Origin of the sequence: Arthrobacter gengyunqii (assembly GCF_023022985.1) — a bacterium.
Lineage (GTDB): Bacteria > Actinomycetota > Actinomycetes > Actinomycetales > Micrococcaceae > Arthrobacter_B > Arthrobacter_B gengyunqii.
The window spans coordinates 1,628,094-1,640,482 of sequence record NZ_CP095461.1; the positions used below are offsets into that span (position 1 = coordinate 1,628,094).

13 protein-coding genes are annotated in these 12,389 nt (G+C 60.6%); 8 read left to right on the top strand and 5 right to left on the bottom strand.

The genetic code is table 11. The features are described from left to right. The first annotated feature begins 145 nt into the window (after positions 1-145). Positions 146-685: a (2Fe-2S)-binding protein gene (locus MUG94_RS07440; protein WP_227908616.1), complete on the top strand. Its 540-nt coding sequence runs from the start codon at positions 146-148 to the stop codon at positions 683-685. Between the two features lie 600 nt (positions 686-1,285). Here the strand turns inward: MUG94_RS07440 and MUG94_RS07445 are convergent. The 4 genes from MUG94_RS07445 to MUG94_RS07460 form a co-directional block, all read right to left on the bottom strand. Further along, positions 1,286-1,504 carry an alpha/beta fold hydrolase gene (locus tag MUG94_RS07445; protein WP_227908618.1) on the bottom strand — a complete coding sequence of 73 codons (219 nt, stop codon included), beginning with the start codon at positions 1,502-1,504 and terminating at the stop codon, positions 1,286-1,288. A gap of 354 nt (positions 1,505-1,858) precedes the next feature. Continuing rightward, complete coding sequence (locus MUG94_RS07450) at positions 1,859-3,850, bottom strand: MCP four helix bundle domain-containing protein (protein WP_227908620.1); 1,992 nt, start codon at positions 3,848-3,850, stop codon at positions 1,859-1,861. A gap of 22 nt (positions 3,851-3,872) precedes the next feature. Beyond that, entirely contained in the window at positions 3,873-5,744 is a 1,872-nt protein-coding gene (locus MUG94_RS07455) for a hypothetical protein (RefSeq protein ID WP_227908621.1), read from the bottom strand. Between the two features lie 167 nt (positions 5,745-5,911). Continuing rightward, positions 5,912-6,559: a hypothetical protein gene (locus MUG94_RS07460; RefSeq protein WP_247098845.1), complete on the bottom strand. Its 648-nt coding sequence runs from the start codon at positions 6,557-6,559 to the stop codon at positions 5,912-5,914. Between the two features lie 424 nt (positions 6,560-6,983). Here MUG94_RS07460 and MUG94_RS07465 point away from each other — a divergent pair, with 424 nt between their 5' ends. The 6 genes from MUG94_RS07465 (at position 6,984) to MUG94_RS07490 (ending at position 11,178) form a co-directional block, all read left to right on the top strand. Next, positions 6,984-7,247, top strand: coding sequence for a phosphoribosyl-ATP diphosphatase (locus tag MUG94_RS07465; RefSeq protein ID WP_146362223.1), 264 nt, complete (start codon positions 6,984-6,986; stop codon positions 7,245-7,247). 84 nt (positions 7,248-7,331) lie between these two features. Beyond that, on the top strand, positions 7,332-8,177 hold the full coding sequence (gene hisG, locus MUG94_RS07470; protein ID WP_227908623.1) for an ATP phosphoribosyltransferase: 846 nt from the start codon (positions 7,332-7,334) through the stop codon (positions 8,175-8,177). A gap of 11 nt (positions 8,178-8,188) precedes the next feature. Further along, positions 8,189-8,959, top strand: coding sequence for an imidazole glycerol phosphate synthase subunit HisF (gene hisF, locus MUG94_RS07475; protein WP_104054516.1), 771 nt, complete (start codon positions 8,189-8,191; stop codon positions 8,957-8,959). Positions 8,960-9,002: 43 nt separating this feature from the next. After that, positions 9,003-9,377, top strand: coding sequence for a hypothetical protein (locus tag MUG94_RS07480; protein WP_227908625.1), 375 nt, complete (start codon positions 9,003-9,005; stop codon positions 9,375-9,377). A 138-nt stretch (positions 9,378-9,515) separates the two neighbouring features. Continuing rightward, positions 9,516-10,556, top strand: a complete 1,041-nt coding sequence (locus MUG94_RS07485) for an NAD(P)-dependent alcohol dehydrogenase (RefSeq protein WP_227908627.1) — start codon at positions 9,516-9,518, stop codon at positions 10,554-10,556. A gap of 214 nt (positions 10,557-10,770) precedes the next feature. Continuing rightward, positions 10,771-11,178, top strand: a complete 408-nt coding sequence (locus MUG94_RS07490) for a hypothetical protein (protein ID WP_227908629.1) — start codon at positions 10,771-10,773, stop codon at positions 11,176-11,178. Positions 11,179-11,253: 75 nt separating this feature from the next. Here the strand turns inward: MUG94_RS07490 and MUG94_RS07495 are convergent, their stop codons facing one another. Continuing rightward, positions 11,254-11,898, bottom strand: coding sequence for a TIGR03085 family metal-binding protein (locus tag MUG94_RS07495; protein ID WP_227908631.1), 645 nt, complete (start codon positions 11,896-11,898; stop codon positions 11,254-11,256). 89 nt (positions 11,899-11,987) lie between these two features. On the opposite strand from MUG94_RS07495, the gene hisI reads away from it, so the two are divergent. Next, positions 11,988-12,389, top strand: a complete 402-nt coding sequence (gene hisI / locus MUG94_RS07500; protein WP_227908633.1) for a phosphoribosyl-AMP cyclohydrolase — start codon at positions 11,988-11,990, stop codon at positions 12,387-12,389.

Here is a 12,389-nt window from a genome sequence, read left to right on the forward strand (position 1 = left end):
CAACAACACTGCCATTGTGGCTGTTCTTAATGCTGGGACGGAACCGGGGTGGGAAACTCGACATGGGTTCGCGGATTTGTGGCCGGCTCTGCAGGTTGCAGCGGAGCCTAGGCAGCTGCTCCCGGCGGGCATAGCGTCGATAAGCGTGAGTGAAGTTTCGCTGCCGCTGCGTCTGGCCCGGGCAGTGGGCACCAGCCCGGTCGCTGATCGCGTTGCCGCCGCGCAGGAGTTCCTCTACAAGCCTCTCCTCGAGTGGGCGTGGAAAAGCCCGTTCCATACCGGTGTCCTGGGCCACTGGATCCATCCGCCGCTCACGGATCTGACGCTTGGCTGCTGGGGCAGCGCGTCCATCCTCGACGTAGCCGGCGGAGCCCAGTCACGGCACGGTGCCACCGTCCTGATAGGCGCGGGGCTGGCCGCGGCCGTACCCACCGCTATCGCCGGTGCCAGCGACTGGGCCGGAATGGCTGGTGACGCGCGTCGAATCGGCGTCGTTCATGCCCTGGGTACCGACGTGGCAGTGTTTGCCAACCTCGGATCCCTGATTGCCCTGACATGCGGCCAGCACGGGCTGGGTGTGGCCCTGGCCCTCGCGGGCAATGCGGTTCTGGCGGGTTCCGGGTTCCTGGGAGGACATTTGGTGCTCAACCGCGGCACGGCCCGTCGGGTACCTGCCGACGTCTGACGGGTTTTCGAGCGGGACCGGGCCTCAAGGCAGAGAACTCAGGAACGCCGCCGCATCCGCTGCCACATGTTCCGGGCATTCCCACAAGACCAAGTGGGCGACATCGGGATAGACCTTCAGTTCTGCGCCTTGGATTCTGACGTCCAAGGTGTCCTGGTCATCGCAGGGCAGCAGGCCGTCCTGCCCGCCCCACAGGATCAGCGTGGGAACGGAGATGGCTCCCGACTCGGGTCGGCGGATCTGCCGTGTACAAGCCGTGCAGGCTGAGCTTCCACGCGTGCGCGGGCATGTTCACACCGTCCCGCACCCGGTCCTCGATAAATCATGGGGGAACCTCTTGGACGAGGGGAAACATGGCCAGGAAACCGCGCACCCAGTCCTCGGCGACGGGATCAGTCAGGCCGTCGACGTCGTCGGCGAAAGGGGCCGGCCCTGGAGGGTTCGGGGAGCGCCCACCAGCACGAGCGCCGCCACCCGGTCGGGGTACGCAACAGCCAGTTGCTGGGCAGCATAGCCGTCGCTCGGGGAGCCAAGGACCGACGCCGTAGAAACCTCAAGTGCATCTAGAACTGCTGCGGCATCCTCTGCCTGCTCCGCCAGTCAGTATCCGACCTGCGGTTTCTCGGCATCGCCCTGGCCGCGGAGGGCCGGAGCATAGACCCGGAAGTCGGTCAGCCCGGGCACCATCCGGTCGAAGCTCCGGCGGGATTCAGCCCATGCGTGCAGCAGCAAGACCGGTGGTGCCTCGGTGTCGCCCTGGACGAGGCACGGCACCCTGATGCCGGTGTGGAGTTTGAGATTCCGGACCTCGGATTCCACAGCTCAGGGTAGGCCGTGGCGTAGTGCGGATTCGAGTAGAACTTCGTTTCCGGGATGAATTACCTGGCCATCTGCGCACGGCTTGAAGCAACGGGGCCTGCAGGGTGTCCTGGGCCACCGCAAACCAGGACACTGGCTACCTTCGGTGTGAGTGCCCGATTCGAAGTCGTCGATGGATTGGTCATTCCCGTGGTGATCATCGGCGGGGCTAGGTGGGGCGGCATTCCTTCACAACAGGGGCAGAACGGGGCCTCGGCATAAATGAGCGCAGAAAGCCAAAGACATCGTGATAGATGCTTCCAAGATACCGAGATACTACCTATGCGGTGTAACACGCACTCGACGACTAACCAGTTATAGAACGCGCAATCGGGAGGGCGTAGGGCGGTTCCCCCTGACTACCCCAACCAAGAGGAATCTGTCGGCACCGGAAGGGATTGAAACCTTCTCCACCCAAACTGAGTCTCGAACCGACGGGACGCCGTTCCCGTGGCTTGTCAGATCAAGCACCATCAAAACCCCTAAACCGGCGGAAGAAACTGCGTAGCCAGCCGCTTGAGCAGAATACTTTCGGCGAATAGATTCGCGACCAGCATCTTCGATCTCGCGTTTGATTTCAATACTAAAGCGGTTCAGATATGTAGAAACAGTCAGGTCGGCACGTCCGGATCCGACGTCCGATTCTTCGAACCGGACCCCCGGTCGGAGCGGCGTTCCCTGCAGAAATTCACCTAGATCGCGCTGAAGGTAGTTCTCGGTATATGTCTTCCCAGCCGGATGAGGGTATAAATACTCGGTGCGCGGCCCTAGGGTGCGCCGGCCGATATCAGCACGCGAAGCCATGAACTGGAAGATTAATTCAGCCAAACCGAGAAACTCAATTTCAGTTTTACCATTGAAGTCCGGGCTATCCGACAAAGCTATTCGTGTTGAAGCGAGGAGGTCATCAATGAGAGGATCGGTTGCTAATTGTGAAGCTAGCCTACGCTCGGCATAGTCCCGCTCGAGTTGTGCAGCTAAGTCTGGCTGTTGCTCAACAAGGTGGACGATAGCTGGAGCACTAGAAACTCCAAGGCCCATTGTAAGATTCGGAGCGATCTCTAATGCTTTTCCCAGGCAATCGCCTCCCTCATCGGGCGACTCGTTCCGCACCGCCGTAAGAAATTCCCTGAGAACGGCCGAAGCGGTTTCTTCTGTTGTGGGCTCGGATGCTAGGTCTTCGAGGTGCGCGAGAAGCCCTTCGCGTCTGATGAACGCCGCGTGTATGACAGGCTGAATCACCATTCTGAGGCCGGATGCGGAATTCAAGACTGTAATTGAGCGATCAGCTCGGTAGGCGCTCAACACCCGTTCCATTGCTTGAGCCGGCTGAAGCCAGGATGCGCGGTGTAAGTCCTGCACACATTCTTTGAGCATTCTCGCCACGGAGAACCACTCCACCTCTGCGCGTCCGCGGCTCTGAAGCCAATCGCGAACACCGAGTCCGGTCATTAGAGCAGCTCTACGATCTACCACGAGACTCAATGCATCAACCGCCTCGTTCACGCGGTTTACGGCATCGACACTCCCGAACGACAGGACTGCATCCAGAACTCTTCGGTACATGGATGCATCGTCTTGGGATTCCACAACTCGTTCGGCCGCAAGGAAATTGTCGCGGCCCGCGGTCAAATGCGTCCTAACATCGACATGATTGGAAGCGCTAAGAGAATCACGTAGCTCCGCTAGGCCCAGTTCAAACAGAGCGGCACCCCGTGTCTCTTCCACATCTGTCAGGAGCAGCAGCACGTTTCGGGAGCGGCTTTGCCCCCATACCTCATCAGCAATACCCAAAAGTCGTGGAACTCGCTCGAGGAGTTCCGGTGAATCATCTGTAGTTAGGTCCAGCAATACGTCCACAACCCGGAGTTCGCGTGCTGCGCCCGCGAGAGCAATTCTGGTGGCCGTTTCCAAGTAGTTGTAGGCTTGGAAGCCCGAGCCGGTATTACGGAGCGACTCAAATCTCTCAAGCAGCTTGCGTAGTACGCGGTCGCCCTCTGCCGCCAGAATCCCTGGGCAATTAAGAAAAACATCCGAGGCGTCCGTGAAAACCAAGTTCCAAGCAGTTTCAGTTAATTCCCGCATAGCGAGCCTAACTAATGGCAGCGACTCTGCTTTTCCGTTCCTTACGCACGCCTCAGCGAGGGCAATGAGCTCGGGTAAGGGCGCCGAGGAAAGCTTAGAGGCTTCTTCATCCCAGTTTTCTGCAGCGGACTGCCTGAGAATCCGGTCGCCATAGGCAGAAATCGACTCGACCGTAAGTTCCTCTGGGACACACTCATTGGCAAGAGACTCAAACAAACCCATGGCTATGACATCACTTGCAAAGTCACCACAACGTGCCATCACCGGTCGCAAGGTAAATCTGGTCCTCAGCGACAGCATCTCTTACAGCATCTGGTTTTGCAGTCGTGATTATCACTTGAAGACCCGGCAACTCACGTTGTAAGCGGTTCAGCTCCCTAAGTAGGGTACGTTCGTCTTCGGTTTTTAGTTCATGCGACCCTGGAGAGTCCAAAAGTATCAAGCCTGGGTGCGTCCCATTGCCTCGAATCGCGCCGATCCTAAGCAAGGCAACTAGGAGGGCCACACGTAAACGTACTCGCTCACCACCGGAGGTATTGCCGAAGGTATCGGGAACCCCGGCAGTGGTTACTTTGAGTCCGCCGCTTCTGTTGAGTTCAACGGAGTCGAGGTTTTTTATGCCGAAACTCCTTCCAAGTTTCGCCACTTCTTCGTTGAGTTCAACAAACATTGCGTTGGCAGCCTCTCGGGTGCCGTCCTCAAGTACCTTGACTGTGGCTTTCAGCACTGAGGTCGTATCAGAGGTTCTGGTACTTGAATCTTTTCCAGACGGGATCGAAGAAATTGCACCTTCGATGCGGGCCAGCGCAAGCTCAGTATCGCGCCTTTTCGCAGTGGTACGAGACTGGCTCGCATGAGCAAACTCGGCGGTGAGCCGGGTCAGGAGGTCCTCCACCTCCTGGAGCACGCTCGATGCTTCCGCCGCGGCTGCTTCGGCCGCAACTTCAGCTGTGAGTAGTGCGTCAAGGGCAGTGACGGCCTCATCCCCGCCGTCTGCATCTTCGACGGTAGCCTCCACCTCGTCCTCAGCATCAATGGCAGGGTGATCCTCCGACAGAGGCAGGGCGGATGTGCATACGGCACACTTGTGCTCATCTTGCTCGATTGCGATCCGTCTGGAATCTATACTCCCTTCGCACCGTGGACAGTGCTTGGGGCTGAGACCCTGAAACAATAATGCGGCAATCTCTGACTCGAGTATGTCAGTTGACCGCCGCTGTTCGGCCTGTCGATCAGCTCTAGCCTCCGCCAGTATCTGATTCAGCTCCCGAGCACCCGCGGCCGCCGCAACGTAGCGACGTTCAGCCGTCCTGAGCTCCCCTTCAATGGCGGCGATAGACCGTCCGGAGGATGCCTCTTTATCGATGGAATCAAGCGAGGCCTGGTACGCGGCCTTCTGAGATTGTAAGTCGGCAAGACGGCTAACCAATACTTCTGCGTCTTCGGTTTCGCGCCTTGAAGTGTTTCTCTCATCTTGGCTGATTTGATTCAGAAGAACCTTCGTACGTATCTCGTCTGATAACAAGGGAACGTCGCAGAATAACTGCAGGATTCTCGCCGGCAGGCCAGCCATGGCGATATCCCCCAAGAGGACATCCGATCCTGCATCAGGGAGGTATATTGCCCCAAAGTAAGTGGGCCACTTATGCACTTGAGGCCTACCTTCAGAGCTTTTTGGGAACTTCTGCCAGTTTGTTATGGGCTGCAACCCGAACCTGTCAAGCATGAGCGCTGACTGGAATTCCGCGAAGTCCACCTCATTTAGGTCCCGGGCTAGTAGTCGGCATCCACCAATCATTTGGCCCTGTACTAGTGATTCCTCGATCTCTTCATTGGAGCCCCCCGAGATCACAGTCGCGGCGAATGTTCTGCCATCCTTGCTCTCTAACTTCACCGCCATCGGTACTGAATTTAGGTCGTATTCAACGGTGACATTTCTCAGCCACGGCTTGACATCGGTCCGAAGCCGTCGAGGTGAACCCCTTAGCGCCCAAGTAATAAGCTCCAAAACAGTGCTTTTCCCCTTAAGATTCGACTCGGTGACAAGCGCTGTCACGCCTGAGCCGAAACTAAAGTCGGCCTCAAAAGGGCCGGGTGAACTGATGTTTTCCTTCACACCATCAAATCTGACCCGACGGATTCGCAGCGATCGGAGCGGCGCTGGAGTTGAAGTGAGCTTTATGTCAAAACTGTCCAGGACGGAATCAACGGTGTCACTCGAGAGCTTCGCCCTGTTAGCTATGTCTTGTCGTATGGGGCCGGGGCCGGTTCTTTGAGGTGTCTTCATCCTACGTCCTTTATCGTTCCGTCAAGCCTTAAATCAGATAGGCGGTTCCGTGCACGGTCGGTAATGCTCGGAATTCGGAAACCATGAGGGGTGTTCAAATATTCTTCCTGAAGATATTGCCGGTCTTTTAATTGCGTCGCACCGATTCCGTCCGCTAAGGCAACTACCAGTTTTGAGCGGGCGCTATACCAGTCAAGGGCAGGATATTTCTGCGCGGTCTCGGAAACCTTGGCCCGTCCCTGCTCCAGCAAGTAGTAATCATGCTGAGTTATATGGCCAGGTGCTCCTCGTAGCCGGCGAACAACCAAATCCGCTTGCCTTAGAATCGCCAAGGCATCATCTAACTGCTCGTATGCGCCAAATAGATAACGCAGCATCGGATACCGTCGAAGTTCGGGTTCTTCGCTATCCAAGATTTGTTCAGCGAGCATCAGTAATGTTGGATCGCGGTCGCCGTTTTCGAAATCGTTAAGAAGCTCATTGGCTAAGTAATCGGGATTTCGTACCCAAAAATCCAGCTTCTGCAGCCTGATCTGTGTCCGCACGACCCCGACAGCGGTACTGAGTGCAGGTTCTGTGGGGGCTTCGGCCAATGGCTCTGCTGCAGCGTCCAGAAGCATAAGAATGCGGATGGCGTCCTGCATGCGCGTTGTGCGGCCACCGGTCAACGTAATCATTCCCTCTCGAACAGCCACTAGCAGTCAAAAGGCGAGCCTAGTTCAGACTTGAGAAATCGGTTATAGCAACACGCAGGAATCAAGGAGATCAACTCATGAATAGAATTGAGGCTGTTGCTTAGTGCATCCGCAAAAGACTGTCCGCGCGACGAATAGCTACATTCCGCGCCTCAGCGGAGCCGTGCCGAGGTGGGAGTAGTCGGCCGAGCCGCCGATCATTGGAAAGGTCGTGAATTACGTACCTGGTCTCCATGTATGTACGGCGACTGTGCAAGCTTCCCGGCAACCAAGATTAGGTTTGCTCCCAACTCAGCGACGTGCGGGATCCGTCCCCGTCACACCCCGCCCCACGATTCCGTCACATACCGTGCCACCGCGTACCCTTGACTCTGTGAAAACCTTCGAAGACCTCTTTGCCGAGCTGAGCCGGAAAGTTCAGGACCGCCCCGCCGGGTCACGCACCGTGGCCGAATTCGAGTCGGGCGTGCATGGCATCGGTAAGAAGGTTGTTGAGGAGGCCGCCGAAGTGTGGATGGCCGCCGAATACGAATCTGATGCCGAATGCGCCGAAGAAATCTCTCAGCTGCTCTACCACCTCCAGGTCCTGATGCTCGCCAAAGGCCTGACCCTGCAGGACGTCTACAAGCATCTCTAGCCGCGCGCTGACCCTTCAGCGTGTGGCCCGCCGGTCGAATTACTCCCGTCAAGCAGTGACAAACTTCCAGCGAAAGATGCAACCATGCTCCGCGTAGCCGTACCCAACAAGGGCGCCCTGTCCGAATCCGCCTCCGCCATGCTCAACGAGGCGGGCTACCGCCAGCGCCGCGATACCCGCGAACTGGTCATGGTGGACCCGGACAACGACGTCGAATTCTTCTTTCTCCGCCCCCGCGACATTGCCGTTTACGTAGGCGCCGGCACGCTCGACGTCGGCCTCACCGGCCGCGACCTCTTCCTTGACGCCCAGGTGGACGCGGAGGAACTGATGAGCCTCGGCTTCGGAGCCTCGACCTTCCGCTTCGCCGGTCCGGTGGGGGACTTCACCACCATTGACCAGCTCGAAGGCAAGCGCGTGGCCACCAGCTACGACGGCCTGCTGCGCGCCTACCTGGCCGAACGCGACATCACCGCGTCCGTGGTCCGGCTCGACGGCGCCGTGGAATCCTCCGTGCGCCTCGGCGTCGCGGACGCCATTGCCGACGTCGTCGAAACCGGCACCACCCTCCGCGCCGCCGGCATGGAAATCTTCGGCGAGCCCATCCTGAAGTCCGAGGCCGTGCTGATCGGCCGCAAGGACGCCGAGCACCCGGCCGGGCTGGACGTGCTGATCCGCCGCCTGCGCGGGGTTTTGGTGGCCCGGCAGTACGTGATGATGGACTACGACGTGCGCCGAGAGCTCCTCGACGAAGCCGCCGCCCGCACCCCCGGCCTGGAATCACCCACCGTTTCCCCGCTGCAGGACTCCGACTGGGTGGCCGTGCGCTCCATGGTCAAGCGCACCGACACCAACCGGATCATGGACGAGCTGTACGACATTGGCGCCCGCGCCATCCTCGTCAGCACCATTCACGCCTGCCGAATCTAGGGGAGAACACCATGAGTGTTGCCATCCGCGTCATCCCCTGCCTGGACGTCGACGCCGGCCGCGTGGTCAAGGGCATCAACTTTGAGGGCCTGCGCGACGCCGGGGATCCGGTGGAACTCGCGCACCGGTATGACAAGGCCGGCGCCGACGAGCTGACCTTCCTGGACGTCACCGCGTCCTCGGGCAACCGGGACAACGTGTTCGACGTCGTCTCCCGGACAGCGGAGGAAGTGTTCATTCCGCTGACGGTCGGCGGGGGAGTGCGCGGCATTGCGGACGTGGATAAGCTGCTGCGCTCCGGTGCGGACAAGGCCTCCATCAACTCCGCCGCTGTGGCCCGCCCGGATGTCATCGACGAAATCACCCGCCACTTCGGTTCGCAGGTGCTGGTGCTCTCCGTGGACGCCCGGCGCACGCACGACGGCGCCACGCCGTCGGGATTTGAAATCACCACCCACGGCGGCCGCCGGGGCACCGGGATCGACGCCGTCGCCTGGGCCCGCGAGGCAGCGGACCGCGGCGTGGGGGAGATCCTGCTGAACTCCATCGACGCCGACGGCACCCGTGAGGGCTTCGACATCGAGATGATCAAGGCCGTGCGTGCCGCGGTGAAGGTTCCGCTGATCGCCTCCGGGGGAGCCGGCAAGCCGGAGCACTTCCCAGCCGCCGTGATCGCCGGTGCGGACGCGGTTTTGGCTGCGTCGGTGTTCCACTTCGGGCCCGACCATGCCATCGCCGACGTTAAGCAGGCCATCCGCGAGGCCGGGTTCCCGGTCCGCTAGGACGCTCACAATAAGAAGCATCCCCGACAGCTAGGGTGGCAGCATGGGGATGTATACACGCTCAAGCGTGCTGAGCGTGGGCTCTGCAGTGCTGGTGCTGGCAGGGGCAGTGGTCTGCGCCCTGCCGGCCCTGTGGCTTGGGATCAATCTTGGGTATTACCCCAGCCGGATGGTGTGCACGCCGGAAACCGGTTACGGCTCCGGCTGCTACGAGGGGGGAATGGAGATTGCATTCGTGGTCTTTTCCTTTGTGTGGCTGCCCTGTGCCGGCGTCTCGTTGTATGCGACTCTGCGGTTCCGGCAGGTCGGCACGTGGGTCCGTAGATGGTGGCCGTTTTTGGCCTTCTCAGTCCTGACGGTCCTCTTCGTCGCCGCCGGCATCTTTTCTGCGCTGAGTGGCCCGTATGCCTATTTCTAATCCGGCTTTTTTGGCGCCCACTTTCGGGATGGGCGGAGGACGCGGCGAAACCGCGGGGTGCAGTGGAAATAAACGGAGCCACACCGGACTTGTGTCTTAAGTGCCCTACGGCACTGTTCCCCCAAAGCATGGAGAAATATGACTACCGCACGCGCTTACGCTGCCACCTCGCCTACCGATGACCTGGTTCCCACCACCATTGAACGGCGCGACGTCGGTGCCCACGACGTCCTGATCGACATCGCCTACGCCGGTGTCTGCCACTCCGACATCCACACCGTCCGCGGCGAATGGGGACCCATCGCGTACCCGCAGGTGGTGGGGCACGAAATCGTCGGCACCGTTGCCGAGGTCGGCTCCGACGTCACCAAGCACAAAGTTGGCGACCGCGTGGGCGTTGGCTGCATGGTCAACTCCTGCCGCGAGTGTGAAAACTGCCAGGCCGGCATGGAGAACTACTGCCTCAACGGCAACATCGGCACCTACGCGAGCAAGGATGTGGACGGCAGCATCACCCAGGGCGGCTACGCCACCTCCGTGGTGGTCAACGACGACTTCGTCCTCAGCGTCCCGGAGAGCATTCCGTACGAAGCGGCAGCTCCGCTGCTCTGCGCCGGCATCACCACATACTCGCCCCTGATGCACTGGAACGCCGGCCCCGGCAAGCGAGTCGCCGTCGTCGGCATGGGCGGACTGGGCCACATGGCAGTTAAGATCGCCGTCGCCATGGGCGCCGACGTCACCGTCCTGTCACAGACCCTCAGCAAGCAGGAGGACGGCCTGCGGTTTGGTGCAAAGGACTACTTCGCCACCAGCGACGAGAGCACCTTTGAGAAGTTGTCCAACACCTTCGACCTGATCATCAACACGGTCAGCGCGCCGATTGACCTGCAGCAGTACCTCTCGCTGCTGCGCCTGGACGGCACCATGGTCAGTGTCGGCGCCCCGCCGGAGCCCCTGCCCATCTCTGTCTTCGCCCTGATGGGCAAGCGACGCTCCTACGCCGCCTCGAACATCGGCGGCATCCGCGAAACCCAGGAAATGCTGGACTTCTGCGCCGAGCACAACATTGCCCCGGAAATTGAACTGATCGACGCCGCCGAGATCAACACCGCCTACGAGCGCGTGCTGAAGTCCGACGTTCGGTACCGCTTCGTCATTGACGCGGCAACTATCTAGGTTTCATAGCCCTTAGCCGGGATAAGGCGCCTCACCGGTGGGTGGGGCGCCTCAGCGGTATCTTGGGGCGCGGTTATCAATGCTGTCTGGCTGGCCGCTTCCATCCCTCCCTCTGCGGTGACAGTGCCGGCAGGCGCCGCAGAATTGGGGACACAACACGCGGGGATGCTTTCCTGCGCGCCGTCGGTTGGGGGTGCGCGGTAATCTGCGGGGCATGACTTACGACATCTTGGCCTTTGACCCGAACAGCGTGACGGACGAGGACTTCCCCGCCTGGTGGAACAAACAATCAGAATGGTCCGAGGATCATTCCTACGACGACGCAGCCGTGACAACGCCATCCTTGAGGGAGTTTTACGGCGACCTTATTCAAACGTTTCCACCGATGAACGGACCCGGCTCCCCGACGGATGAAGAATTTGACGCGGATCCCGAGCTGGAGGTCCGGGTGACCGATTACTCCATCGGGACAACCGTGGTTTACGGGGCCTTCGCCTGGAGCCAGGAATCCGCGGCCAGGCCCCTCTTCACGTCTCTGGCGGCAAAGCACGGCGTCGCAGTCGCTCTGGTCAGCGACGGCGACGCGATCCTTCGCCCGCCCGCCGAAAGATCCGGGAGCTGACGGCACGGACGAGCACGTGAGTGTCCGTGCCGTGAAGGCACCGGTAACGCCGTCTCGCCTGAGGCAAAGTCGACGCTAGATCCCGATATCGGCGCTTTCCAGAAGCGCGACGGCGTCCGGCTGGCCCTCGAACATCACGAGTGCCTGCTTGGTGCGGCCATGGGCGTGCATGAGCAGCTCGCAGGGCTCGCCGATGATGGCCACGGACACGGGAGCGCGCTTGGCGACGTGCCGGGGACCGTCCGGACGCACCAGGACAATGCCGAGGTCCACTCCGCGGTACAGCAGGGCCGCACGCTTGATCAGGTCCGCCCACAGGGCATCGGAATAGTCGGGGTCCAATGCCCGCGGAGCCCAGCGGTCTCCGGCGCGGCGCACGTCTTCGGTGTGGATGAAGTACTCCACGAGATTGGCGCTGTTGTCCACGGCCTTCAGATGCATGGGGGACAGGCGCGGAGGACCGGCGCGGAAGGCGCGGACCAGCTTGGCGTACCCCTCGGTGGTGGAAGCCCTGGCAGCCATTTCCTCCATGGCCTTGTCCGTTTTCTTGGCAAAGGGCTTCAGGAAAAACCCCAGCGCGGCGGCGGGCTTGTGCTCGCGCAGATACAGGTGGGCGGCCAAGTCCTTGGTCAGCCAGCCTTCGCACAAAGTGGGCGCTTGAGGACCGGCCGCAAGCAACGTTTCGGCCAGGACTTCACGGGAAGGTTGTACGTATCGCATCACTGCTGAAACTAGCACGTTCGGCGGTTTTTGGCGCGGGCGACGGGCCCGGAGAGTGGGCTGCACCCAAACACACTAGAATCGGTACGATGCCTTCCTCAATCTCTTCCTCAGACTTCCCGTCCGCGCCCGGCCTCGATCCCGCGATCAGTGCAGCACTGAAGCGCGACGACGCCGGACTGGTGGCCGCCGTCGTCCAGCAGCACGACACCGGTGAGGTGCTAATGCTCGGCTGGATGGACGACGAGGCGCTGCACCGCACCCTGACCACGGGACGGGTGACCTTCTGGTCCCGCTCACGCCAGGAATACTGGCGCAAGGGCGACACATCCGGGCATGTCCAATGGGTCAAATCCGTGGCCCTGGACTGCGACGGCGATGCCCTCCTGGTCCGCGTGGACCAGGTGGGGGCCGCGTGCCACACCGGAACGCACACCTGCTTTGACGGCCGGGAGCTCCCCGTTCTGGCCGCGACCGACGCCGCCAGCTGA